At 66.0% G+C, this 24,364-nt stretch carries 18 protein-coding genes; 10 read left to right on the forward strand and 8 right to left on the reverse strand.

What is annotated here, in order from left to right; all coding sequences use genetic code 11:
* Nucleotides 1–5: 5 nt before the first annotated feature.
* Nucleotides 6–2,069, forward strand: coding sequence for a methyl-accepting chemotaxis protein (locus J2848_RS13060; RefSeq protein ID WP_246193854.1), 2,064 nt, complete (start codon nucleotides 6–8; stop codon nucleotides 2,067–2,069).
* 168 nt (nucleotides 2,070–2,237) lie between these two features.
* On the opposite strand, the gene J2848_RS13065 is transcribed toward J2848_RS13060, so the two are convergent.
* Nucleotides 2,238–3,173 (reverse strand): LysR family transcriptional regulator, encoded by a 936-nt coding sequence (locus J2848_RS13065; protein WP_149231434.1) that lies wholly within the window; start codon nucleotides 3,171–3,173, stop codon nucleotides 2,238–2,240.
* Nucleotides 3,174–3,418: 245 nt separating this feature from the next.
* Here J2848_RS13065 and J2848_RS13070 point away from each other — a divergent pair, with 245 nt between their 5' ends.
* From J2848_RS13070 to J2848_RS13090, 5 genes are all read left to right on the forward strand, one after another.
* Entirely contained in the window at nucleotides 3,419–3,907 is a 489-nt protein-coding gene (locus J2848_RS13070) for an allophanate hydrolase-related protein (RefSeq protein ID WP_149231435.1), read from the forward strand.
* 11 nt (nucleotides 3,908–3,918) lie between these two features.
* Nucleotides 3,919–5,415: a sulfatase gene (locus J2848_RS13075; RefSeq protein ID WP_246193890.1), complete on the forward strand. Its 1,497-nt coding sequence runs from the start codon at nucleotides 3,919–3,921 to the stop codon at nucleotides 5,413–5,415.
* Nucleotides 5,416–5,625: 210 nt separating this feature from the next.
* Complete coding sequence (locus J2848_RS13080) at nucleotides 5,626–5,970, forward strand: YidH family protein (protein ID WP_149231437.1); 345 nt, start codon at nucleotides 5,626–5,628, stop codon at nucleotides 5,968–5,970.
* The gene (locus J2848_RS13085) at nucleotides 5,963–6,322 is read left to right on the forward strand and encodes a DUF202 domain-containing protein (RefSeq protein ID WP_149231438.1); all 360 of its coding nucleotides are present in this window, start codon (nucleotides 5,963–5,965) and stop codon (nucleotides 6,320–6,322) included. Before J2848_RS13080 ends, J2848_RS13085 begins: the two co-directional genes overlap by 8 nt.
* Before the next feature lie 480 nt (nucleotides 6,323–6,802).
* The gene (locus J2848_RS13090) at nucleotides 6,803–7,978 is read left to right on the forward strand and encodes an anaerobic sulfatase maturase (protein ID WP_211103112.1); all 1,176 of its coding nucleotides are present in this window, start codon (nucleotides 6,803–6,805) and stop codon (nucleotides 7,976–7,978) included.
* Nucleotides 7,979–9,063: 1,085 nt separating this feature from the next.
* On the opposite strand, the gene cysE is transcribed toward J2848_RS13090, so the two are convergent.
* Genes cysE through J2848_RS13110 form a run of 3 tightly spaced genes read right to left on the reverse strand, consistent with a single transcriptional unit; the run spans nucleotide 9,064 to nucleotide 12,780 of the window.
* Nucleotides 9,064–9,933 carry a serine O-acetyltransferase gene (gene cysE, locus J2848_RS13100; protein ID WP_301311630.1) on the reverse strand — a complete coding sequence of 290 codons (870 nt, stop codon included), beginning with the start codon at nucleotides 9,931–9,933 and terminating at the stop codon, nucleotides 9,064–9,066.
* 11 nt (nucleotides 9,934–9,944) lie between these two features.
* Complete coding sequence (locus tag J2848_RS13105) at nucleotides 9,945–11,879, reverse strand: family 2A encapsulin nanocompartment cargo protein cysteine desulfurase (protein ID WP_246193856.1); 1,935 nt, start codon at nucleotides 11,877–11,879, stop codon at nucleotides 9,945–9,947.
* Nucleotides 11,851–12,780, reverse strand: a complete 930-nt coding sequence (locus J2848_RS13110) for a family 2A encapsulin nanocompartment shell protein (protein ID WP_149231441.1) — start codon at nucleotides 12,778–12,780, stop codon at nucleotides 11,851–11,853. Before J2848_RS13110 ends, J2848_RS13105 begins: the two co-directional genes overlap by 29 nt.
* 613 nt (nucleotides 12,781–13,393) lie before the next feature.
* Here J2848_RS13110 and J2848_RS13115 point away from each other — a divergent pair.
* Together J2848_RS13115 and J2848_RS13120 are read left to right on the forward strand one after the other, a co-directional pair.
* The gene (locus J2848_RS13115; RefSeq protein ID WP_246193857.1) at nucleotides 13,394–15,157 is read left to right on the forward strand and encodes a sensor domain-containing protein; all 1,764 of its coding nucleotides are present in this window, start codon (nucleotides 13,394–13,396) and stop codon (nucleotides 15,155–15,157) included.
* A 129-nt stretch (nucleotides 15,158–15,286) separates the two neighbouring features.
* Entirely contained in the window at nucleotides 15,287–15,883 is a 597-nt protein-coding gene (locus J2848_RS13120; protein WP_246193858.1) for a helix-turn-helix domain-containing protein, read from the forward strand.
* Between the two features lie 33 nt (nucleotides 15,884–15,916).
* Here the strand turns inward: J2848_RS13120 and J2848_RS13125 are convergent, their stop codons facing one another.
* Nucleotides 15,917–17,212 carry an aromatic amino acid lyase gene (locus J2848_RS13125; protein WP_246193859.1) on the reverse strand — a complete coding sequence of 432 codons (1,296 nt, stop codon included), beginning with the start codon at nucleotides 17,210–17,212 and terminating at the stop codon, nucleotides 15,917–15,919.
* A 274-nt stretch (nucleotides 17,213–17,486) separates the two neighbouring features.
* Here J2848_RS13125 and J2848_RS13130 point away from each other — a divergent pair, with 274 nt between their 5' ends.
* Nucleotides 17,487–17,687, forward strand: coding sequence for a 3-keto-5-aminohexanoate cleavage protein (locus tag J2848_RS13130; protein WP_342787937.1), 201 nt, complete (start codon nucleotides 17,487–17,489; stop codon nucleotides 17,685–17,687).
* 96 nt (nucleotides 17,688–17,783) lie between these two features.
* Here the strand turns inward: J2848_RS13130 and J2848_RS13135 are convergent, their stop codons facing one another.
* Genes J2848_RS13135 through J2848_RS13145 form a run of 3 tightly spaced genes read right to left on the reverse strand, consistent with a single transcriptional unit; the run spans nucleotide 17,784 to nucleotide 23,511 of the window.
* Nucleotides 17,784–20,852, reverse strand: a complete 3,069-nt coding sequence (locus J2848_RS13135; RefSeq protein ID WP_149231444.1) for an efflux RND transporter permease subunit — start codon at nucleotides 20,850–20,852, stop codon at nucleotides 17,784–17,786.
* A 2-nt stretch (nucleotides 20,853–20,854) separates the two neighbouring features.
* Entirely contained in the window at nucleotides 20,855–22,051 is a 1,197-nt protein-coding gene (locus tag J2848_RS13140) for an efflux RND transporter periplasmic adaptor subunit (protein ID WP_246193860.1), read from the reverse strand.
* Nucleotides 22,048–23,511, reverse strand: coding sequence for an efflux transporter outer membrane subunit (locus J2848_RS13145; protein ID WP_149231445.1), 1,464 nt, complete (start codon nucleotides 23,509–23,511; stop codon nucleotides 22,048–22,050). Before J2848_RS13145 ends, J2848_RS13140 begins: the two co-directional genes overlap by 4 nt.
* Before the next feature lie 161 nt (nucleotides 23,512–23,672).
* Here J2848_RS13145 and J2848_RS13150 point away from each other — a divergent pair, with 161 nt between their 5' ends.
* A complete protein-coding gene (locus J2848_RS13150) occupies nucleotides 23,673–24,362 on the forward strand; it encodes a response regulator (RefSeq protein WP_149231446.1) in 690 nt (229 codons plus the stop codon).
* The last annotated feature ends 2 nt before the right edge of the window (nucleotides 24,363–24,364 follow it).

A 24,364-nucleotide genomic window follows, 5' to 3' on the forward strand; every position in this document is an offset into this window, starting at 1 on the left:
GTGACATGAGGATTTTGGCAAGGTTTATCACTGCGAATGCCGCGATGGCGGTGGTCCCGATGTGCTTGGCAGGGTATGTCGCTTTCGATGCGGTCACCGACCTGACCACCAAGGTCCGTGTACAAAAGAACCTTGCCGCTTACGAGATGACACTGTCCATTGCCTCCCGCATTCCGACGGAGCGGTCGGCGTGGGGGTTAGCCTTCAACAATGCCGATGCACTTGGCGGCGAAGCCGGCAAGCGCGTCGACATGGCGGGCGCAGCCCTGGACGAGGTGGTGAACGAAACGCAGCGTCGCTTCGTGGTGGCGGGGCTGCCACATGATGACATCGACCGCATCGCCGAACGACTCATCGCGGTTCGCGGTGCCGCCCGGCAGGTGCTGACACAGGATCGTTCCGCACGTCCGGCCAATGGCTTCGCCACGCTGGTGGAGGGGTTGGTGGCGGTCAACGAACTGGGCAGCCGTGCGATCGACAGCGCGTACCGGGAAACGGTTCGCATGGACGGTTCCCTGCTCGCCAGCACCAATCTGGCACGGCTCGCCCAGGATCTGCGGGACCTTGTCGGCATAAGGTCGGCGATGCTCGGCGTGTTCGTGAGCGGGGCTGCACTGTCACAGGATCGTAACATCGCCGTTTCGGAAATGACCGGCAAGATCGGGCTGCTTTGGCAACAGCTCCGGAAGTCGGTTGAAAATCTCGGGCTCCCTCCTGATCTCGCACAGGCCGTTGAGCATCTCAACACAACGGTCATGACCGCCGGCGAGCAGCGATTCCAGTCCATAGCCGAAGCTGCCCGGAACAAGGTTGCGCCACCGATCGCCTTCGCCGAATGGAATCCCTGGTCTGGATCGGTGGCGAACAACATCCTTCTGATGCGGGATGCGGCCCTTGCCCACGCCAAGGAAAGCAACGCCGAAGCGCTCAACGGCGCCTGGTGGCGTCTGGCCGGGGCGCTGGCAATCATCGCCGTCATGATCATCGCCTTCGGCGCCGCGGCGGGCATCCTGTTCCGGCAAATCGTACGCCGCCTCCACCGGATGACCGCCGCCATCGTCAGGCTGTCGGCCGACGACCTCGCCGTCGACATCCCACAGGCAGGTGCCGGCGACGAACTCGACGACATGGCCGGAGCGCTGATGGTTCTCAAGGCCGGCGCCATCGAGCGCATCAGGCTGGCCGAGGCCAGCGAGGCCGAGGCCAGGGCAAGAAGCGCCCGGACACACCGGTTGGAGGCCCTGGTCCGTGATTTCGACCTGCGAACAGCCGATATCCTGGATACACTTGGCCATTCGTCCGGCGAATTGGGCGAGACAGCCGACCTGATGGCTGTGCTGGCCGATCAGACCCGACGGCGATCGACCGCCAGTGCGGTGGCGGCCGCGCAGACCTCGTCCAACGTCCAGACGGTTGCCGCCGCCAGCGAAGAGATGACCGTGGCCATCCAGGAGATCGGCCGGCAGGTCGCCCAGTCCCATGAGATAGCCGGCCGTGCCGTCGCCGAAGCCGGGCGTACCGGCAGCAGCGTCCGCGACCTCGCCACCTCCGTCGAGCGCATCGACAACGTGGTCAGGCTGATCCAGGACATTGCCAATCAGACCAACTTGCTGGCGCTGAACGCGACCATCGAAGCCGCGAGGGCCGGCGAGGCAGGCAAGGGGTTCGCTGTCGTCGCCGGTGAGGTCAAGAGCCTTGCCAACCAGACGGCGCGGGCAACCGAGGAAATTTCGGCACAGATCGCCGGCGTGCAGTCGGCGACCGTCAGCACGGTGGCGGCGATCGAGGAAATCGGTACCATCATCGCCTCGATCAACGAAATCACCACCACCATCGCCTCTGCCACGGAGGAGCAGAACGCCACCGCGAGCGAGATCGCCCGCAATATTGCCCAGGCGGCGGACGGTACCCAGGAGGTGAGCAGCAACATCGGTGACGTGAACGCGGCGGCCAACCAGACCGACATCGCCGTCGAACAGGTTCTGTGTGCCTCCAAGACGCTGTCGGAGAAGGCGGCCGCACTGCATCAGGAAGTCACGTCCTTCCTGTCGGCAATCCGGGCGGCCTGACGCTCGCCTGGGAACGGTGTGGGTCAGGCCGGGCTTGGCGCCTCGTCGAGCATTCCGGTCCGGGACGGAGGGGTGGCTTCATAAAGGGCGCGGTGGAAGGCGCCGATAGCGGCGAAGGGAGCAATGGCCTGGCACAGGACATCCGCGACGCGCCACCCGTTACCCGGCTCATACCTCGTCCAGAAGGCTGACCGTATCCGGCCACATGCTGTGGGTAATCGTGTCCGTGACACAATGCCGCAGCAACACGGCCAGTTGGGCCACGGTGTCGGAGCCGGCGCGCGCCTTGTCGCGGGCGAGGAACCGTTGGATGCAGAGGTTCGCGATCGGGACGGCCTTCAAGAGCCCTGCCGCCAGCTCCACCCGTGCGACCGCCGGCACATCCACCATAAGGCCGACGCCGGCGGACACGAGCTGGCGTGCGACACCCGCAGTGTCGACCTGTGCAAGTGGTACGAACGAACGCCCCGCCTTCGCCTGTGCGGCGAACAGGATGCGCTGCATCGGTCCGTCGGGGGGACCGGTGACGATCAGCGGGACATGTTCAAGGCAGCCGATGTCGATGCGTTCCACCGAAAGGCGCGGATCATCCCGCAGGCCGATCAGGCAAATCGGCTCCTCCAACAGCGGCGTCAGCAGGAAACGGGACGGGTCCGTCGGGCCGTTGAGGATGGCGACGTCGAGCTGACCTTCGTGGATCCAGGTTTCCAGGACCGGGCTGGATGCCGTCATGACCCTCAATCGCACCTTGGGATAGCGTTGCAGGCTGCGGATGATCAACGGTGCGGCAAACTGCTCGGCAACGCTCGGCGAGAAACCGACCGTCACCAACCCCTGTGGTTCGGACTGTTGTGCACGCGCGTCCTGCGCAAGGGCGCTGGCCTCGGCGAGCAGGGCCTCGGCGCGGCCGAGGATCAGTTCCCCCTCCGCGGTCAGGGTTACGCCCCGGGAATGGCGTTGCAGGAGCTTGACGCCAAGCTCCGCCTCCAGATTTGCAACCTGCCGGCTGAGCGCCGGCTGCGCCAGCCGGAGCGTCGCCGCGGCACGGCCGAAATGCCCCAAGCGCGCCACGGCGACGAAGTAGCGGAGTTGACGCAATTCCATCGACGACGTCCTTCCATACTCTTTTGTTATCGGCCTGTTAGCCCGATTGGCTTGGACTGAAGGTCTCAATTAAGTAACATTGATGAACCGAAAGTTCACAGTACATGCAAACAAGGAGCGACGGCAAGTAACGTGAAAGAGCCGCGGTGGTCAGTCGCAGGCCATGCATCCTGAACGCGCATTACAGCATCCAGCAGAATCCACGACTCCACTCGATCGGAACCAATTCCAATCGGGAGAGGAATTTGCTGTTTCTTCACTCGACTGCGCATCAGGAGCATTTCAAAGAGCTCTGTTGGAGTGACGAAAGAATGACGATAGCAGGCATTCATCCCGATTCTGTTTTCATATTGGCGATCGGCAACCATCTGACGGGCTTGCCACGGAATTCAGAGTTGCGTGATCAAGGCGCTCGCCTTGTCGGGACCGCGCGAACAGACCGCTGCTACCGGTTGCTTGCACGGGGGGAAAGGGCGCCTTTCAAGCCGGGCCTTGTCGAGGTTGGCATGGAGGCGGGGGCCGCCATCGACGGCGAATTGTACGAACTGCCTTCCGGAGCCGTCGATAGGCTCGCGAGCCTGGTACAGAGCCCCATCCGGATCGGTCGCGTGCGGCTGGAAAGCGGAATGGAGGTTTACGGCTACCTCTGCGATCCGGTCGAGGCTCCGGCGGCGCGCGACATCAGCCCCTATGGCGGTTGGCGCGCCTTTCTCGCCGTCAATAATCTGGAGTGACTGCGATGCGCATGGTTTTCGTCCTGTTCGACAGCCTCAACCGGCATGCGCTGGGAGCCTATGGCGGCACCGCCATCCCGACCCCGAATTTCGACCGCCTGTCGCGCCGGGCCGCCGTGTTCGACACCCACTACGCCGGCAGCCTCCCCTGCATGCCCGCAAGACGCGACCTGCACACCGGCCGGTTGAACTTCCTTCATCGTGGGTGGAGCCCGCTGGAACCCTACGACACGTCCTACGCGGCACTGCTGCAAAAAGCAGGCGTTTACAGCCACCTGATTTCCGATCACTTCCACTATTTCGAGGACGGCGGGGCGACCTATCACCAGCGCTATTCCAGTTGGGATTACATCCGCGGGCAGGAGAAGGACAAATGGAAGGCGCTGGTCGAACCGCCGATCGACCGGTTCAAGGCGATGTATCATCCCATGCAGCATCAGGCCGAGCCGACCGACGGCCGGCTCAACTATATGATCAATCGGGAATACATCAAGGAGGAGGCGGATTTCCCCAGCGTGAAGTGTTTCGACGCCGCGCTGGAGTTCCTGGAAACCAACGGGAGCGCCGACAACTGGCTGCTTCACCTGGAAACCTTTGACCCGCACGAGCCGTTCCATGCGCCGGAACGGCTGCGCAAGCGCTTTCCGAGCGGCTATGACGGCCCGATCCTCGACTGGCCGCGCTACAAGCGGACGACGGAGTCGACTGCCGAGATCGCGGAGATCCGCGCCAATTACGCCGCGCTCCTCACGCTGTGCGACGAACAGCTCGGCCGCCTGCTCGATGTCTTCGACGAGCAGGATCTGTGGAAGGATACCGCTCTCATCGTCACCACCGATCATGGCTTCCTGCTCGGCGAGCATGAATGGTGGGCGAAGAACGTGATGCCCTTCTACGAGGAAATCTCCCACATCCCTTTGTTCTTCTGGCATCCGGAGCACCGCTGCGATGGCCGGCGCAAGGCCCTTACCCAGACCATCGACCTGATGCCGACCATTCTGGACTGCTTTGGCGTTCAGGCGCCGGCAACGGTCACCGGCCGGTCATTGCTGCCAGTGCTCGACAACGACAGCACGATCCGCGATGTCGCGATCTTCGGAATGTTCGGCGGGGCGACAAACGTGACGGACGGACGGTATGTCTATTTCCGCTACCCGACGGACATGGTCGGGCAGGAATTGTACGAGTATGTGCTAATCCCGCTGCACATGAAGAGCTTCTTCTCGACCGAAGAGTTGTCCGCGGCCGAACTCGTAGACCCCTTCGATTTCACTCAGGGCATGCCGTTGCTGAAGGTTCCGGCCTATGCCGGCAACAAAGCGAAGGAGCCGCCGCAAGGGCTTTCGTTCAAGGACTCGCAAACGGTTCTCTATGATCTCCTGACGGATCCGACCCAGGTCTCGCCGATCGACGACGGGGAGGTGGTCGGCCGTCTGACGGCCGGCATGATGGAAATCATGCGTCTCCACGATGCACCGGACGAAGCCTTCCGACGATTGGAGCTGTGACGGCAATCGTTCATCGTACCATCCCCGGCGAAGGAACCGCGAGCTTCCGGGCAGGTCGCCTTCGGTCGCCCGGGCTGCCACGGCAGCCGGTCGTTTCCTCACCGCGTCGTATGACGAGAAGCCGAAGCATCCTGGGGATGCGCCCTGCGCGGCGATCTCCAGGCCAACAGCAACAAAAACACGCGCTGAAAATCCGTCAGGCATTCCAAAATGAAGATGTCAGAAATTGGCAAGGCTCCTGATTACCGGTTTACGCTGGCAAATGAGCGTACGTTCCTTGCATGGATCCGCACATCGCTTGGCTTCCTGGCCGGTGGGGTAGCCCTCGACCAGGGACTTGTGAACATCGGAACGACGACTATCCGCGAAAACCTCGCGCTTGTCCTGTATCTCTGCTCGTTGGCGCTCGCCGTATACGGATATTGGCGCTGGCAAGGCAACGAGAAAGCGATGCGGCTGAACAGCGACCTGCAATACACGCCAGCGCAGAGGATCGTGAGCTTTACGATGGGCGTCATCATTTGTATTGTAATATGGAATATGTCAAATGTCTGAAAACATCTTAACTGTTTCAAACAGAGATCCTGGCCTTCAAATGGAAAGGACATCTCTGGCATGGTTCAGGACGTTTGCCGGTATGTGCACGATTCTGTTGATCGTTCTACGACTGCGCCTGAAGGAACAGAATGCTTTTCTGGCATTGGCTCTATTAACTCTCCTGATTTTCATCTTCACCGTGTACCGCATGGCCCGAAGCCGCCGCGTCGTCGGTTCCGAAATCGTTTCCCACCGCAGCCATTCCTCGTTCGGATTGCCATCCGCCATTGCCCTCGTGGCGTTCTGCGCCAGCAGCATCGCCGGCTTTCCCCATATTTCCAGAATCGTTTTGCAGGTCGTTTCTCCCTGAGCAGGTTTGCCCGGATACGCCGACAGATGGGCTACCCTGGGCGATGCTGCAAACCTCATCGTTTCGCAGCATTTCTGAGGCAGCCTATCTGTAGACGACGTTCGGGACTCCCGCTTTGGGTGGAAATCAAGTTGCGGCGGGACAAAGTGGGCAGCTATGAGCGCGCCGTCGTGACTGTCGTTATCCCGGTGTCCGATGCATCGTGTCCCGCCGCGCAGGGACTTGCTTCCTATCTCCCGGCCGCCGTGTTTTCCGGGCTTGGAGCGCTCGATGTCAACCGCGCAAGGTCTTTGCCTTTTGACTGGCGAACTGCTGGCCAGAGATTGGGGTTCACGCCTCAACCGAAACGACATGATACGATGCGCATCGGGACCCGGACATGGCAAGTAGCCGTGACTTTCCGTCTTTTGGTGCTCGGTGTGGGGATGGGGTGAAGAAATGTCAGGAACTCGCCGGAAAGCACGTCGTCCATTTCATCTGATGGCGAAGCCGACCGGCTACCGATGCAATATCGCCTGCGACTATTGTTTTTATCTTGAAAAAGAAGAAGGTACGCTGAAGTCTTCTGCGCCGCAGCGGCATATGAGCGACGAAATACTCGAGACCTACGTCAGGAACTACATAGACGCGACGCCGGCGCGTGAAGTCGAGTTCATGTGGCAAGGAGGCGAGCCGACGATCGCCGGTATCGCCTTTTTCGAGAGGGCGCTTGCGCTTCAGGCAAGGTATGGCAAGGGCAAGGTTATCAGGAACTCACTCCAGACCAATGGCCTGCTCATTGATGACGCCTTTGCCACGTTCTTGTCGGACAACGGATTTCTTGTTGGGCTGTCGATCGATGGCCCGCCGGAGCTTCATGACCGCCACCGAAAGCTGAGGAATGGCGCCGGTGTTTCCGACCGCGCGGCGAGTGCGTTGGAGCGTCTCAAGAAATTTGGAGTCGAGTATAATATTCTTGCCGTCGTAAATTCGACTACGGCCAAGCATCCGGGTGAGGTCTATCGCTACCTGACGCGTGACCTTGGTACGACCTTTATCCAATTCATCCCTGCTGTCGAACGGCGGGCCTGCGGGAGGGACTCCGGCGAACTCGCCCATCCTCAGTCGGATGATGTGACGGCTAGTGTCACCGACTGGTCGGTTTCGGGAGAGGAGTACGGTCGCTTCATGATCGGGGTCTTCGACGAATGGGTCCGACAGGATGTTGGTCGCGTCCATGTGCAGTTGTTCGAGAATGCACTTGCCGCATGGCTGGGCGAGAAGCCCAGTCTATGTGTCATGCAGGCGACTTGCGGCTTCGGCCTGGTCATCGAGTTGAATGGAGACATCTATTCCTGCGACCATTATGTCTATCCCGCGAACAAGCTCGGCAACGTCCGCAAGCACAACCTCGCTTCACTAGTCGAAAGCCGGCAGCAGCGCGCATTCGGCATGGCGAAGGCCGATCTTCCGCGCACCTGCGTCCAATGCGAATGGCGGTTCGCCTGCCATGGGGGATGTCCGAAACACCGCATCCGACGCGTTGACGACCATTGGCACAATCATCTCTGCAGCGGCTACAAGAGTATGTTCGAACACATGTCTCCATATCTGCATTCCATGGTTCAGCACATCCGTCATTCGGAAAGGTGCGCCGCGATGACGGCCGGTAAGTGATGCTGCCAAATATCGTGACCGCGGTTGCTGCACAAAATTTACGGGTGAGCTGTCGGCGGGGCACAGTCAACTCGTTGGCACCGACTATGATGGACGGCGCAGTTCGGCCACGGATACCTTGAGACGGCGATATCACGGGAGTGATGGCGGTTCGCCGATCGTTACATTATCCTCATCGGATGTCGTCGATCTCGTATGCCCGCCGTCCGTTCCCTCCTGCCGTGATTGAGTATGCGGCCAGGTAGCATCTGCGCTTCACGCTGAGCTACCGCTATGTCGAGGAGCTTCTGGCGGAGCGCGGTATGGACGTGACTTACGAAGCGGTCCGGCACCAGGTTTTGAAGTTTGGGCCAGCTATCGTCCGCAACCTGCGGCGCTTGCGGCCGAGGGACGGTTCAGTTCAGTGCCCAGCGCTGTGAGTTCGGTAAAGGTCAAATCCTGCCCCCGCAACCACCATTACCGAACGCACCCGTTCCCGAAGGCCGGCCGCTCCCGCAGCGCCGGCCTTCGGTGCGTTTGGGCTCAGCCCGAGGCTGAGCAACGCCACCAGATCGCTCTCCAATTCGATCTCGACGCCGCGGGCATCGGCAGTGCTGAAACGCACCGCTACCCGCTCGATCAGCGGACGCAGCCGGTCGCGTGTTTCGATCCGGTGGTCCGGGTCCTCCAGTGTCGCCGCCAGCTCGGCGATCCGCTCCCGGTAGAGGGACGCCAGATTGTCGGGCAGGGGTACCGGGGGCGGGGGAGGGGACCGAAGGGCGCGCCGGACAGGATGACACCGGCGACCAGGCTGCCGCGCTGCTTGATCCGGTCGAGCGTGGCGTCGGCCTGAGCCGCACCGGCGATCGCACCGCTCATCAGGGCTGCAAGGGAGGCCACGGCCACCAGTCGGAACAGTTTCATTACACTCTGCCGCTCCCATTATATCTACTTATAAATCGGGCTATAGACATCAATAGCATATAAAATAAATAGTAACTAAAACACATAATAAACAAATATAATTTGCTATATATCGCGATAAGAATAGGGTGGGAAGGTTCAAGCATGGAACCACAGCCTTCCGCAACTCCCTCTGGCGGTGCTCAGATCGTGTAATCCGGCTCCGGCAGGCTCATGTCCATCTCTTCCGCCGGGGCCTGTGGCGAGTTGGTCCAGCCGACGATCCTGGCCGGTACCCCGGCCACGGTGGCGCCGGGCGGAACCGGCTTCAGCACCACGCTGCCGGCACCGACCTTGGCATGCCGGCCGATCTCGATGTTGCCCAGCACCTTGGCGCCGGCGGCCAGCAGCACACCGTCGCGCACCTTGGGATGGCGGTCGCCATGCTCCTTGCCGGTGCCGCCGAGGGTGACGCCCTGGAGGATCGACACGTCGTCGCCGACCTCCGCCGTCTCGCCAATCACGACACCGGTGCCATGGTCGATCAGAACGCCACAGCCGAACGGCACCGCAGGATGGATGTCGACGGCGAAGGCCTCCGACACGCGGCTTTGCAGGAAATGGGCGAGTTCAGTGCGCCCATGCCGCCACAGCCAGTGGGCGACGCGGTGCCATTGCAGGGCGTGGAAGCCTTTGAAATAGAGGAAGGGCGTCAGGCAGCCGTCGGCCGCCGGGTCGCGGGCGACGATGGCGCCGAGATCGGCGACCGCCGCTGCGACGATCGCCGGTTCCTCCGCATAGGCGGTCTCGGCGAGGTCGGCCAGCCGCTCCGCCGAGATGTACCAGTCGCCCAGCTTGCGGGCGAGATGGCCGCCCAGGGCCGATCCGAAGCTTTCATGCGACAGCACGGCGATGTGGATGAAGCTGCGCAACAGCGGATCGCGGCCGGCAGTATCCTCGGCATCCTCTCGCAGCCTCGTCCACAGCGCGGCTTCCGCCCGGTCGCCCGCCGCCGTCCGTTCTGGGGTCCGCGACGCGGCGGCGAAGCAGGTCGGGGTGACGATGCGGGCCATGGGCGTCTTCCTCACGACCGCTGTCCGCGCCGGACCAGCTCGGCCCGGATGCGGTGGAGGGCGGCGGTCAGCGCGTCGATGTCCTCGCAGGTGTTGTAGAAGGCCAGCGACGGGCGCACCGTGCTTTCCACCCCGAAGCGGCGCAGGATCGGCTGGGCGCAGTGATGGCCGGAGCGCACGGCGATGCCCTCGCGGTCGAGCGCGCGACCGATGTCCTCCGTCCTGCAGCCGTCCAGCACGAAGGACAGCACGCCAGCCTTCTCCCGCGCGGTGCCGATCAGCCGCAGGCCGGGCACGGTCAGCAGGCCGGCGGTGGCGTATTCGAGCAGATGATGTTCGTAGGCGGCGATGGCCGGCATGCCGATCCGGTCCAGATAGGCGATGGCCGCCCCCAGCCCCACCGCGTCGGCGATGTTGCCGGTGCCCGCCTCGAACCGCATCGGCGCCGGCTGGTAGACGGTCTTCTCGAAGGTTACGTCGGCGATCATGTTGCCACCGCCCTGCCAGGGCTGCATGCCCTCCAGCACGTCGAGCCGGCCATAGAGTACGCCGATGCCGGTCGGGGCGAACATCTTGTGGCCCGACAGCACGAAGAAATCGCAGCCCAGCGCCTGGACGTTCACCGGCATGTGCGACACCGCCTGCGCCCCGTCGACCAGGGTGCGGATGCCGGCGGCGCGCGCCATCGCCACCATCTCCGCCGCCGGGGTGACGGTGCCGAGCGCGTTCGACACCAGCGTCAGCGACACCAGCTTCGTGCGTGGTCCCAGCAGGCGGGCGTAGTCGTCCATCCGGATCTGGCCGTCGTCATCGACCGGCACCACGCGCAGCCGGGCGCCGGTTTCGGCGCAGAGCTGCTGCCAGGGAACGATGTTGGCATGATGCTCCAGCCAGGTGACGACGATCTCGTCACCCTCGCGGACGAACTGGCGGCCCCAGGCCTTGGCGACGAGGTTGATCGCCTCGGTGGCGCCGCGGACGAAGACGATCTCGCGGGTATCGGCGGCGCCGACGAAGCGGCGGACCTTCTCGCGCGCATCCTCATAGGCGTCGGTGGCGCGGGCCGCCAGCGCATGGGCGGCGCGGTGGATGTTGGAATTCTCCTCCGCGTAGAAGCGGGCGAGCCGGTCGATCACCGCCTGCGGCTTCTGCGTGGTGGCGGCGTTGTCCAGCCAGATCAGCGGCTTGCCGTTGACCGTCTGGTTCAGGATCGGGAAGTCGCGCCGGGCGGCATGCGGGTCGAAGACCGGGCTGGCCTGCGGCGGCAGGTCGGGGACCTGATCGGCGCGCAGCTGGACCGACAGTCCGCCGACATCGACCAGTTGGCCGGGGGCGGCGGGAACCGTGGGTGGGGAGATGCCCGGCACACCGATGGCGGCGGGGCTGGACGGCACCGTCGCGCCGGCAGGGCCGCTTCCGAGGAAATATGGATTTCCCGACGGCAGTGCCGGGGTGGTGGTCGCCGGGGTCGAAGGGACTGCAGCCGGCAGGGGCGAAGCCAGCGGCGGCACCAGAGACAGCGCGCCGCCCAGCGAATGCAGGATGGCGCCAAGCCCGCCATCACCGGCCGGGGAGATCGGATGGTTTGGGGCTGCTGCCGCCGCAAATGCCGGGTTCGCCGATGGACCGGCCGGGGGGGCTGCGGGCGGAAGGGAGGGCGCGGCCGGAACTGGTCCCGGCACCTGGACGGCGGAAACCGCAGCCGGCGGCGGAACCGCGCCGATGGTCGCCGGCAGGCCGCCCGACGGCGGGCCAGCGGATGGAAGGCCGGCTGATGGAAGTCCGTTGGGCAGCGCCTGGAAGAACTGGTTGGCGAGCCGGGCGATCAGGCCGATATCGGGCGAGCCCGCGAAATCGCCATCCCCTGCCGCCGGTGACGGCGGCAGGGTGAGTGAGTCGGCAGGGAAGCCGGCGGACTCAGGCATAGTCGTAATAATGGCCGACATTGACATCCTCCAGCACGCCGATGGCATCCTCGGTCAGGATCGCGGCCGAGCAGTAGAGCGAGATCAGGTAAGACGCGATCGCCTTGCGGTTGATGCCCATGAAGCGGACCGACAGGCTTGGCGCCACCTCGCCCGGAACGCCGGGCTGGAACAGGCCGATGACGCCCTGCTTCGCCTCGCCGGTGCGCAGCAGCAGGATGTTGGTCCGGCCGTCCGGCGTGACATGCAGCTTGTCGCTGGGGATCAGCGGCAGGCCGCGCCAGGTCAGGAAGGGCGAGCCGTGCAGGGTGACGGTGGGCGGCGGCACGCCGCGGCGGGTGCATTCGCGGCCGAAGGCGGCGATGGCGCGCGGATGGGCCAGGAAGAAGGCCGGCTCCTTCCACACCTTTGTGATCAATTCGTCCAGATCGTCGGGCGTGGGTTGGCCCTTGCGGGTCTTGATACGCTGGCCCGGGGCGGCGTTGGTCAACAGGCCATATTCGGCGTTGTTGATCAGCTCGCTTTCCTGGCGCTCCTTCACCTTTTCGATCAGCAGCCGCAGCTGTTCCTGGATCTGGTCGATCGGGTGGCTGTAGAGGTCGGACACCCGGGTCTGAACGTCCAGCACCGTCGTGACCGCATTCAGCGAATATTCGCGCGGGCTTTCATCGTAGGGAACGAAGGTTTCCGGCAGGTCGGCGTCGTTGCGCGGGCTGCATTCGACCTCGGTCCGCACCTGCCCCTGCGGGTCGATGACGCGGTTCAGGCGGTAGATGCCGGCCTCGACCGGTGTCCAGGGCAGGAAGGACACCAGCCAGCGCGGCGTGATGCCCGACCATTGCGCCCGTGTCTTCGTGGCGTTGGCGAGCTGGCGGGCCGCCTGCTCGTTCAATGTTCGGCGCAGCTCGGTGTCTTCGGACATGGGAATCGGCTCCTTGGAAAGGGCGACGGCATTGAAAGGCGCTCCGACGGCACGCGACGGCGACGACCGTGGTGGTTGCGTGGAGGCGCCGTTGCGGGGGATGGGTCCAGGCTGACCGGCGGAAAGGCGAAGCCCTCGCCTCGGGATGCGGTCCGCCGGCGGCGGCCGCATCCCCGGCATCGGGGGCAAGGCCGACCATGCACAGCTTCCGGCTTCGTCTCAAGCACCGGTAAAACAGGGCGGATCGATTGATCCGCTATAACGGACAGATCTCCGTTCAATTAGGCCGAACCCTGATATCGGAGTATTCTCTATTGAATCCCGGGATTTTTGTTGGCTTTGTTCATATGTGTTTATAGTGAAATGCATGGGTAGCCTTCTTGAGGTTGTTCACGCGACGTTCGAAGTCCTGTGGAATCTCGGTAAAGACTTGAGAAGTGATCTGCATCCGGGAGATATGGCGCACATTAAAACACGAAAAATATGTACTATTATAACAATACACACTATGGATAATAATTCTCCTTCATGTGACATGGAAATGGTGACTCCCATGCCGCACTCGTCCCTTCGTCGGGCGCCTCCGCCGATTGTGCAATCTGAGGACGCCGGCGTGGCGCCCATCCTCCGTCTCGTCCTCGACAATATGGCGGAGGGTGTGTGCGTCGCCGGTTGCGACGGCCGCATCCTGACCGCCAATCCGGCGGCGGAGGCGATTTTCGGCCCATTGAGCGGCGTTGCCTTCGATGCGCATTTCGGAAACCGCCTGAGGCTGGAGGACGGAGTCAGCCCATGCCCGGAAGCTCTTTGGCCGATGGGCCGGGCGATCCGGGGCGAGACGATGGACCGGGAGAGCCTGTATCTGGCCGCGGTCCCTTCCGGCGGACCGCAGACGGACGGCGTTGCGGCCGGCACCGGCGTCTGGCTGCGGGTGAATGCCCGCCCCCTGGTGCAGAATGGACGGACGATCGGCGGTGTGCTGGTGTTCCGCGACATCACCCAGGTCAAGGCGGTGGAGGACCGGATCGCCTGGCTGGCCCATTTTGATCCTTTGACCGGCCTTCCCAACCGTGTGGAGTTGCACCGGCGCCTGGAGAAGGCGATTGCGGCGGCACGGCAGGACGGCACCCAGCTGTCGGTGATGCTGCTCGATTTCGATGGCCTCAAGGAGATCAACGACCAGTTCGGCCACGCGGTGGGCGACGAGCTTCTCGTTGTGGTGGCCCGCAGGCTACGGGATGTGCTGGGACCCGGACCGACGATCGCCCGGCTGGGCGGCGACGAGTTCACCATCGTCGTCGAGGAGGGCGACGACCGGACGGTTGCCGCGGCCTCGCATGCCCTGCTGCGGGCGATGGCCGAACCATTTCCACTTGCCGGCGGCCGGCACCGGCTGACCGTCAGCATCGGTCTGGTCCGCTATCCCGTCCAGGCCAAAGGTGTTGATGATCTGCTGCGCATGGCCGACTTGGCCATGTACCGGGCCAAGGAGCGCGGCGGCAGCACGGTCTGCCAGTATGACTCGGCGATGATGGAAGCGGCGGCCGAGCGGACCCGGCTGCGCGGGTTGCTGGCCGGCGCGCTGGATCGCGGCGAGTTCCATCTAGTCTACCAGCCGCTGGTCGAGGCGGCCGGAGGTCGTCCCGTCGGGGTGGAGGCCCTGTTGCGCTGGCAGCCGTCAGGCGATGCGGCGCCCGTTCCGCCATCGGTGTTCATTCCCTTGTGCGAGGCGAGCGGGCTGATCCTGCCCATCGGCCGATGGGTGCTGGAAACCGCCTGCCGACAGATCCGGGCATGGGCGGACGGTGGGGGGCCGCCTTTGGAGATCGCGGTCAACGTGTCGCCCCGTCAGCTTCGCGACCCCGCCCTGCTGGAGGATGTGCGGACCGTGCTGGCGGTGACCGGCATCGATCCCGCCCTGCTGGTGCTGGAGGTGACCGAGGGGTTGCTGATCGAGGACATGGATTACAGCCGCCATGTGCTGACCGGGCTGAAACGGCTGGGGGTGCGGCTGGCGCTGGACGATTTCGGCACCGGCTATTCCAGCCTCAGCTATCTGAACAGCCTGCCGTTCGACGTGCTGAAGATGGACGGGTCCTTCACCCGCAATCTGGGCGCGGCGGAACTGGACAATGCCGGTGGACAGGCGGTTGCCCGCGCCATCATCGGGCTGGCGCGCAGCCTGTCGATGACCCTGGTCGCCGAGGGGGTGGAGACGCCGGCCCAGCATGCCTGGCTGGCGGCGAACGGTTGCCGTCTGATCCAGGGCTATCTTGTCGGCCGGCCGGAACCGGCGCCGGCCGCCGCCGGCCTGATCGGCCAGCTGGTCGCCGAACATGAACGCAGACAGAATGAACGATTCGATTTTGTGATTTGATGCCAAGCAATTGCGCTGCGACGTTAAATCTACTTGATGAATAGGCTAAAGGAGATATTCTCTTCTCCTTAAGCGGGAAATGTGGCCGTGCACATAAGCCCGTTCAAGCGGAGAGGATGATCTGTGAGCGTGGCGAACGACGACTATGCTCCATCCGCCGAGGACGCGATCCCTGCTATCCTTGGGCGTCATCTGCGGCGTTTGCGCACCCGCCAGGGTCTGTCGCTGGAACGGCTGGCGCGGTTGTCCGGGGTCAGCCGGGCGATGCTGGGCCAGATCGAACTTGGGCGCAGCGCACCGACCATCACCGTGCTGTGGAAGATCGCCCGTGCGCTGGATGTCACGCTGGCATCGCTGACCCGGTTCACCGAGCAGGGCGGGGTGGTGGTGGTGCGCCAATCCCAGACCAAGCGGCTGGTTTCCCCGGATGGGCTGGTCCAGTCGCGGCTGCTGGCCCCGCCGGGGGAGGGACGGGGGGCCGACGTCTTCGAGATCCGCCTGCATCCCGGCGGCAGCGAGGTCGGCGGTGCGCATCCGCCGGGGATCGCCGCCCATCTGGTCGTCGCGGAGGGCGTGGTGGAGCTTCGGGTAGCCGGCGTCCTGCACCGGCTGGCTGCCGGCGACACCATTCTCTTCGACGCCGACGTCCCCTATGCCTGTGTGAACATCGGCGACGGCGACTCCCTGCTGTTCCTCGTGCTGTCGCACACCGAGATCCTGCCCTGAGGCTCCTTCTCTGAGCCCGTCCCGGCCGGGCGTTCAGCCTCCCGCGGCAAGGACCTGCTGCAACGCGCCGGCGGCGATCGACTGCGCCAGCCGTTCGAAGTCCGGTCCTTGCGAACGGTCCTCTTCCAGCGGCGCCACAAGGCTGCGGACGAAGGCGTGCACCGCGCGGGTACCGGCGCCGAGAACGAGGGGGCCGCGCAAGTCCACCGCCTGGGCCGCCGCTGCCAGCTCGATGGCGGTCAGCCAGCGCAGACGCTCGACGATCCCGCCGGTCTTGGCGACGACGGCGGGCGCCATCGAGGCGTGGTCCTCGATGCCATCGGCCACCGGCAGGACGCCGAGCGAGGCCGGCAAGGCGAGATGGCGGATTTCCGCCTCCAGTGCCGCAATCGTCTTCTGGACGGTGGCGAATCCGGTGCGGCTCTGGCCCTGCGGGGTGAGGAAGCGCGGCAGATCGGAAACCGTGGGCGACATCAGCTTCATCGTGCGGTGGGCCGCCATGGTCGCCGCCTGGGCCAGCGCCTGTCCCAGCGCTTCGAAACGCAGGACCAGGGCGGTCATGTCGAAATTGCCGTTGTGCAGCATTCCACCTTCGGTTCCCGCTTCGGCCACCGCCACCAGCGGGTTGTCGGCGGCGGCGTTCAGTTCGATGGCGACCGGTTCGCGCGCGGCTTCCAGCGTCACGCGGGCGGCCCCATGAACCGGGGCGAGACAACGGAAGCTCAACGGGTCCTGAAGGCGTCTGGCGGCCCCCGGCTTTTCCAGGCCGCTGCCGGCGAGCAGGGCCCGCAGCCGGGCCGCGGCCTCCGCCTGTCCGGGGGCCGGGCGCGCCTGCTGGACGCGCGGGTCGAGGGGTTCCAGCTGCGCCCGGAACCCCTCGCAGCTCAGCGCCGCCGCCGCATCCAGCGCGTCCAGCGCCACGCGGGCATCCTCCAGCACGAGGCAGCCCTGGCCGACCGACAGGGCGTTGGCGACGACGACGGTGTGGCCGTCCTTGAGACCGAGGACCGGCGGCGTCAGTCCGGCGCGGGCCAGGGCTGCGTCGGCGGGCAGGATGTCTCCGCCGATTTCCACCTCGGCGTCCGGGTCGCCGAGCAGGGCGCGGCCGAGATGGGCGAGCGGAGCCAGATCGTCGGCGCCGATGGAGCCCTTTGACGGCACCAGCGGATGAAAGCCGGCGTTCAGCGCGGCGACGAGCGCATGCAGCATCGTCGGCGACGCCCCGCTTCCGCCCGCAGCGTATCCGGCGGCGCGGACCAGCATCAGCGCGCGCAGGATGTCGGTCGGCAGGCGCGGCCCCACCCCAACGGCGCGGGCCGTCGGCGCCATGCCGGGTGCTACCCTTGGGATTGCCGCCGCGAGCGGAGCTTTGTCAGTCTTCGCGATATTGTCAACTTGGTGATCGGTTGACACGCCACAAACTTGAACAACCCGCCCGTAGGCTGGTTCAGACGCTCCGGGCGATGCCGGTCGCCTCGCGCCATGTGGTGAAGACGCGGGTGCGGGAAACGGGGCACTCGGAGATGGAGAACCGGTGGCGGGATCTCGGTATCCCAGCACTGACGCCGGAGGTGCGCGGGCAGCTGAACGCCGGCATGCAGGAGTGCACGGCCGGTCGCAGGCCGATCGGCTGTTCGGCAACGACTATTACCTGTCGGTGCTGGCCGCCTGGCGCCACCAGATGTCCTTCGTCACGCTGAGCGCCATCCTCGGCGGCAACGTCCGCGTCGGGCTGGAGGGCAGCCTCTATGCCGGGCGAGGCAAGCTGGCGACCTCCAACGCCGAGCAGGTCGCCAAGATCTGAACCGCACCGGGCTTCCTGGAGGCCCTATCTTCTGAGTATCTGTTTGTAGAGTTCATGCGCTGACTTCCAAGGGCCCGAGCCGCTGCAAACAAGTTCTCAGGTCGTCGTTGTCGCCCCCCGTGGCGCGAACCAGCCGGCCATCCACCGCGAGAGGTCGTCGACCAGAAGGAACAGGGCGGGGATGACCAGCAGGCTGAGCATGGTCGAGGTCAGCAGCCCGCCGATCACCACCACAGCCATCGGCTGACGGAAGCTGGGGTCGGCGCCCAGCCCCAGCGCGATCGGCATCATGCCGGCGCCCATCGCGATGGTGGTCATCAGGATCGGGCGGGCCCGCTTGTGGCAGGCGCCGATCAGCGCATCCACCCGGCCCAGCCCATTGTCCCGCCGCGCCATCACCGCGTACTCCACCAGCAGGATCGAGTTCTTGGTGACGATGCCCATCAGCATCAGCAGCCCGATGACGGTCGGCATGGAGAAGCTCATCCCCGCCACCAGCAGCGCGAACAGGGCACCGCCCACCGACAGGGGCAGGGCGGCCAGGATGGTCGCCGGTTGCAGGAACTCGTGGAACAGCAGCACCAGAACCGAATAGATGCAGAAGACGCCGACCGCCATCGCGGTGCCGAAGCTGCCGAACAGCTCGCTCATCCGCTCCAGTTCCCCCTGTTCTACGAGGTGGACCGAGGCGGGAAGCGCCTTCATCGACGGCAGTGCCTTGGCCTCCCGCATCACCTCGCCCAGGGCGCGGCCGGCCAGCTCCACCGACAGGGTAACATTGCGCGAGCGGTCGATGCGATCAATCTGCGATGGTCCGCTGCCGAAGCCGATCCCGGCGACGGAGGCGAGCGCCACCGTTCCGTTGGCGCCCTTCACCCGCAGCTGGTCCAGCGCCGACAGGTCGGTGCGCACCGCCGGGTCGAGCCGCACGCGCACGGCGATCTGGCGCTGGGGCAGGTTGAGCTTGGCGATGGAGGACGAATAGTCACCGTAAGTCGCCATCCGCACGGCATCCGCCATGTCCTGCGAGGTGACGCCCAGCGCCGCCGCACGGGCGAAGTCTGGCCGGATTTGAATCTCCGGCCGCTGGAGCGCTGCGCCGGAGGTGACGTTGCCGATGCCGGTCAGCCGGCGCAGATCGGCCTCCACCGCGTCGGCGGCCTGCTGTAGGGCGCTCGGGTCGTCGCTGGCCAGCGTGATCTGCAACTGCTCGCCGTTGTTGCCGCGCCCGACCTCGACCCGCGTGCCGGGAAGGCGTCGCAACAGGGTGCGCATCTCCGCCTCCACTGCCGCCTGACTACGGTGACGCTCCGACCGTGGCGCCAGTTCCACCGTCAGGGATGCAGTGCGCGGGCTGGTCGTCGTGGTGGCGTCCATGCCGCCGCCCATCGTCGCCGTCCCGACTGCGGTGAACACCCCCGTCACCTCCGGCATGCCGCGCAGCAGCGCCTCCGCCTGCAAGGCGAGGCTGGTGGTGTCGTCCAGCGCGGCGTCGGGCGGCAGGGTCAACGTCACCTGGCTCTGTGCGTCGTCCTGCGCCGGCATGAAGCCGGTGGGCAGCAGAGGGACGATCGTCAGCGACAGGGCGAGGAAGGCGACCGCCGCGAAGGCCGTCCGCCAGGGATGGCGAAGGCAGGCCCGCACGGTGGCGAGGTAGGTCAGCATCAGCCGGCCGTCGCGCTCTTCCGCCGGGTGCGCCTTCATGAACTGCGCTGCCATCATCGGGGTCAGCAGCCGCGCCACCAGCAGCGATGCCAGCACCGCCACCGCCGCCGTCACGCCGAACTGGCGGAAGATGCGGCCCGGGATCCCGCCCATGAAGGCGGTCGGCAGGAACACCGCCACCAGGGTGAAGGTGGTGGCGATCACCGCCAGCCCGATCTCGTCGGCCGCCTCCATCGCGGCATCGCGGGCGGATTTGCCCTGGCGCATGTGGCGGGCGATGTTCTCCACCTCGACGATGGCGTCGTCGACCAGGATGCCGACTACCAGCGCCAGCGCCAGCAGCGAGACGGTGTTCAGGCTGAAGCCCAGCAGATGCATGGCGGCGAAGGCCGGCAGGATCGACAGCGGCAGCGCCACCGCCGAGATCAGCGTCGCCCGCCAGTCGCGCAGGAACCACCAGACCACCACGACCGCCAGCGCCGCCCCTTCCAGCAGCAGATGCATCGATCCGCGGTAATTCTCCAGGATCGGCGTGACCGTGGTGCTGGCCTCGGTGATCGTCACCTCCGGGTGGGCGGCCGCGAAGCTGGACACCGCCTTGCGCGCCGCCTCGGCTACGCCGGCGTCGGAGAAGCCCTTGCTGCGGGTGACCTGGAAGGCGATCACCGGCTGGCCGTCCAGGAAGGCACGGGTGCTGCGGTCGGCATGCGCGTCGCTCACCCGCGCCACCTGATCGAGCCGGACATGTCGGCCGTCCGACAGCGGGACGGCGATGGCGGCGACCTCCTCCACCGTGCCGACGGCGCCCAGCGTGCGCAGCGACTGCCGTTTGCCGCCGATCTCGCCCTGACCGCCGGAATTGTCGGCCTGCACCGATTTCAGCGCGGTCGACACGTCGGACGGCGTCACCCCCAGCCCGGCCATCAGCGCCGGATCGAGGTCGACATGGACCTCGCGATCGATGCCGCCGATCCGGGTCACGCCGGCCACGCCCTTGGCCGACAGCACCGCCTTGGTCACGTCGTTGTCGATGAACCAGGACAGGTCCGTCTCGTCGAGCCGGTCGGACCGGACGCTGTAGGTCAGCAGCGCGCGGGTTTCCGCCGTCACCTTCGACACGCTGGGCGTGGTCATGCTGGCCGGCAGGTCGGCCTTGGCGCCGTCCACCGCGTTGCGCACCTCGTTCAGCGCCTCCTCGCCGTTCTTGTCGATGTCGAAGGTGACGCTGATGGACACGGCGCCGTCGGTGATGGTGGTGGTGATGTGTTCGATCCGGCTCAGCGAGGCCAGCTTGTCCTCGATCTTGCGGGCGACCTCCGTCTCCAGCTGCGCCGGTGCCGCACCCTCTAGCGACGCGCTGATGGTGATGGTGGGCAGGTCCATGTCCGGGAACTGCTGGATGCCGAGCCGGTCGAAGCCGATCAGGCCGAGCAGGGTCAGCAGCATGAACAGAAGCAGCGACGGAACCGGGTTGCGGATCGACCAGGTGGACAGATTCATGATCAACGCCCTCCGGTCACGGCTGCGGGCAGGGTGGCGACATCCGTCGGTCCGTGACCGACATCGGCGGACGGCGGAGGCGCGACGGTGACCGTCGCGCCGTCGGACAGGAAGGCGCCGCCCGTCTCCACCACCTGCGCATCGGCGGACAGGCCGGACAGGATCTCCACCCGGTCACCCTGCCGCCGTCCGGTGGCGACGATCTGCCGGGTTACCCGGCCGTTCTCGCCGATGGTGAAGACCTGCGACCGCCCGTCGCGCAGAACCACGGCGGATTGCGGCAGGGTCAGCGCCGGGCTATTGCCCAACTCGATGCTGCCGCTGGCATAGCCGCCGGCCAATGCGCCGCTTCCGGCCGGCAGTGCCACATAGACGATGCCGCGACCGGTGCCGCTGTTGAGCGCCGGGGCCGCCTGCCGCACCGTTCCCTCCACCGTCCGCCCGTCGGGCAGGGTCACCCGCGCGGTCTGGCCGGACCGGACTTGCGGCACCTGACGGGCGTCCAACTCCGCCTGCCATTCCACCCGGCTTTGCCGTTGCAGCCGGAACAGCTCGGTCCCTGCCGACACCACCGTGCCCAGCGTGGCGGAGCGGGAGGTCACCACCCCGTCATCCACCGCCCGGATGCTGGTTCGCGCCAGCGTGATGCGGCTGCTGTCCAGGTCGGCCTCGGCCGATGCCAGGCTGGCCTTCGCCGTCTCTTCGGTGATCAGGTATTCGGTCACCTGCTGGTCCGACAGCGCGCCGCTGCCCTTGACCAGACGGGCGCGCTTGGCGTTCGCCTGGGCCTGCGCCAGCGATGCCCTGGCCTGCGCCACCAGCGCCTCCTGCTTGCGGACATCGGCCTGCACGCTGTCCTGAGCCAGCCGCGCCAGTTCCTGTCCACGGGTGACCTGGGTTCCGACGTCGGCGAACAGCTGGGTGATGCGCAGGTTTCCGGTCTCGGCGCCGATCACCGCTTCCTGCCACGCCGCCAAGGCGCCACTGGCCGGCAGGGTCTGCGTCCAGTCCTCAAGACGAGGAACGGTCGCTGTGACGGTCAGCACGCTGTTGCGCGTGGTGGATACGGCGGGCCGGGTGACGGTGCCGTCCCGCGGTCCGGTCTCTGTTTCGCCTAGAGCTGCGGCAAGGCCGGCAGCGGCGGCCAGCCCAAGTCCGGCCGCAAATCCGATGATCTGCTTGCGGGTGAGGAGGCTCACGATGCGTCTCCGCTCTTCCGGGTGTCCGGTGTGGTGGCTCGGGCGGCGGTTTGCGCGGGTGCCCTGGCCGGCGTTCCCGCCTGCCAGCCGCCGCCCAGCGCCTTGTAGAGGGCGATCCAGTATTCGATCTGGTCGCGCTGTACGATGATCAGGGAAATCTCGGCGTTCAGCGCGTTGCGCAGGGCTTCCTCGCGGTCAAGCAGGCTGGCCCCGCCGGCCCGCCAGTTGCGGTCGATCGCCTCGAAATAGGTGCGGTAGCCCTGGGCGGCGGTGCGGGCGTCGCCGGTGCGCCGCGTGGCGGCATCCAGCCGGACCAGCGCCTGTTCCACCTCGCGGATGGCGGTGCGCACCCCGCTGCGATAGGCAGCCAGCTGGTAATCATAGGCGGCCCTCGCGCTGTCCACCGCCGCGGCCCGCTTGCCGGCATCGAACAGCGGTGCGGTCAGCGAGGACCCCAGCAGCCATGTCGTCATCAGGCTGCCCAACGCCGTGCCGGAGCGCGCGATCTCGCCGCTGAAGGACAGGCTGGGATAGCGGTCGGCCTCTGCCACGCCGATTTCTGCGCTGGCCGCCGCCAGTTCCCGCTCCAGCGAGGCGAGGTCTGGCCGTTGCGTCAGCACCGCCGCCGGCACGCTGTCGACCGCGAAACCCTCCGGAGCGGGCAAGGGCGGGGGTGCGTCCGCCGGCTCCCGCATCCGGCGGCGCAGGTCGGCTTCGTCCAGCCCGGTCAGCGAAACCAGCGCTTTCACCAGTACGTCGCATTCGGCCTGCTGTTCGACGGCGCTGGCGCGCAGGCTGGCGGCGCTCGCCTCGGCCAGCGACCCGTTGACCGGAGAGGTGAAGCCGGCCCGCATGCTGGTGGCGGTGGCCCGCGCGGTATCGGCCTGCGACGCCGCCTCGTCGGCATAGGCGCGGGCCAGCAGCCGGCAGGCACGGTATTGCACATAGTCGTCGGCGACCTCGGCGGCCAGCGAGACGCGGGCGTCGTGCCAGTCGTCGGTGCGCGCCTCCAGCCGCGCCTCTGCGGCCTCCTGGGTGTGGCGCAGCTTGCCGAACAGGTCGAGTTCCCACGAAGCGTCGAGCGTCCCGGTCAGCGTGTTCGCGGTGGCGACCCTGCCCAGTGCCGACTGATTCGCCCGCTGGGCCGAGCCGCCGACCGTCACGGCGGGCAGCCGGTCGGCACGGTCCTGCGTCACCGTGGCGCGCGCCTTGGCGATGGACGCCCAGGCCTCGGCCAGCGACGGGCTGTCCGCCTCCGCCGCCTGGAGCAGGCCGGTCAGCACCGGATCGCGGAAGTGGTCCCACCATCCCACCAGGGATGCGGTGCCCACCCGGGCCGGCAGCGGTGCGGACCATGTCGTCGTCGTCGCCACCGGTGCGTCGTAATCGGGCCCGGCCGCGCAGGCTCCCAGCGCCAGGGCCGCGGTCATCGCCGCGGCGTTTCGAAACAGACTGCGCATGCCACACAAAGGTCCATCAGCATATCGGTTGGCCCGATATAGCGTGGCGCTGTGTCAAGCAGGGTTAAGTGAGCGTAAAGTTAGGTAAAGGTTGACGGGTACCGCTTTCGCGGGAGTTCATTGCCGTTGACAGCCCCGCATTCCCGGATCGACTGTGTGGCATGATCAAGGTCTTGCTTGTCGACGACGATGTCGACCTGACGGCGATGCTCGTCGAATATCTGGCGCAGGAGAACTTCGAGGGCCACGCCGTCCACAACGGCGAGGATGGCGTCGCCGCGGCGCTGGGCGGCGGCTATGCCATTGTCGTGCTGGACGTGATGATGCCGCGCCTCAGCGGGATCGAGACGCTGCGCCGCATCCGCCAATCCAGCCGCGTTCCCGTGCTGATGCTGACGGCACGCGGCGACAACATCGACCGCATCACCGGTCTCGACCTCGGCGCCGACGACTATGTGCCGAAGCCCTGCACCCCGGGCGAGCTGGTTGCGCGCCTGCGCGCCATCCTGCGCCGCACCGGACCGCAGCCGGCATTGGCGATGGCCGCCGCCACCGTCGAGGCCGGGCCGCTGCTGCTGTGCCCCGGCAGCCGCACGGCGACGCTGGAGGGTCGGACGCTCGACCTGACCGGCACCGAATTCAACCTGCTGGAGGTTCTGGCCCGCCGCGCCGGCCACCTGATCAGCAAGCAGGACCTGTCGCAGCGTGCACTGGGCCGGCCGCTCAGCCCGTTCGACCGGCGCATCGATGTCCACATCAGCAGCATCCGGCAGAAGCTGGGCACCCGCGGCGACGGCCGGTCCTGGATCCAGACGGTGCGCGGCATGGGCTATCAGCTGGTGGTCGATTGATT

Origin of the sequence: Azospirillum lipoferum, from assembly GCF_024170005.1 — a bacterium.
GTDB lineage: Bacteria > Pseudomonadota > Alphaproteobacteria > Azospirillales > Azospirillaceae > Azospirillum > Azospirillum lipoferum.

Coding starts and splice junctions, on each gene's coding strand:
- J2848_RS13060 (WP_246193854.1), top strand. CDS start 6: ATGAGGATTTTGGCAAGGTTTATCACTGCGAATGCCGCGATGGCGGTG.
- J2848_RS13065 (WP_149231434.1), bottom strand. CDS start 3,173: ATGGAATTGCGTCAACTCCGCTACTTCGTCGCCGTGGCGCGCTTGGGG.
- J2848_RS13075 (WP_246193890.1), top strand. CDS start 3,919: ATGGTTTTCGTCCTGTTCGACAGCCTCAACCGGCATGCGCTGGGAGCC.
- J2848_RS13080 (WP_149231437.1), top strand. CDS start 5,626: ATGAAGATGTCAGAAATTGGCAAGGCTCCTGATTACCGGTTTACGCTG.
- J2848_RS13085 (WP_149231438.1), top strand. CDS start 5,963: ATGTCTGAAAACATCTTAACTGTTTCAAACAGAGATCCTGGCCTTCAA.
- J2848_RS13090 (WP_211103112.1), top strand. CDS start 6,803: ATGGCGAAGCCGACCGGCTACCGATGCAATATCGCCTGCGACTATTGT.
- cysE (WP_301311630.1), bottom strand. CDS start 9,933: ATGGCCCGCATCGTCACCCCGACCTGCTTCGCCGCCGCGTCGCGGACC.
- J2848_RS13105 (WP_246193856.1), bottom strand. CDS start 11,879: ATGTCGGCCATTATTACGACTATGCCTGAGTCCGCCGGCTTCCCTGCC.
- J2848_RS13110 (WP_149231441.1), bottom strand. CDS start 12,780: ATGTCCGAAGACACCGAGCTGCGCCGAACATTGAACGAGCAGGCGGCC.
- J2848_RS13125 (WP_246193859.1), bottom strand. CDS start 17,212: ATGGCGCCGACGGCCCGCGCCGTTGGGGTGGGGCCGCGCCTGCCGACC.
- J2848_RS13135 (WP_149231444.1), bottom strand. CDS start 20,852: ATGAATCTGTCCACCTGGTCGATCCGCAACCCGGTTCCGTCGCTGCTT.
- J2848_RS13145 (WP_149231445.1), bottom strand. CDS start 23,511: ATGCGCAGTCTGTTTCGAAACGCCGCGGCGATGACCGCGGCCCTGGCG.
- J2848_RS13150 (WP_149231446.1), top strand. CDS start 23,673: ATGATCAAGGTCTTGCTTGTCGACGACGATGTCGACCTGACGGCGATG.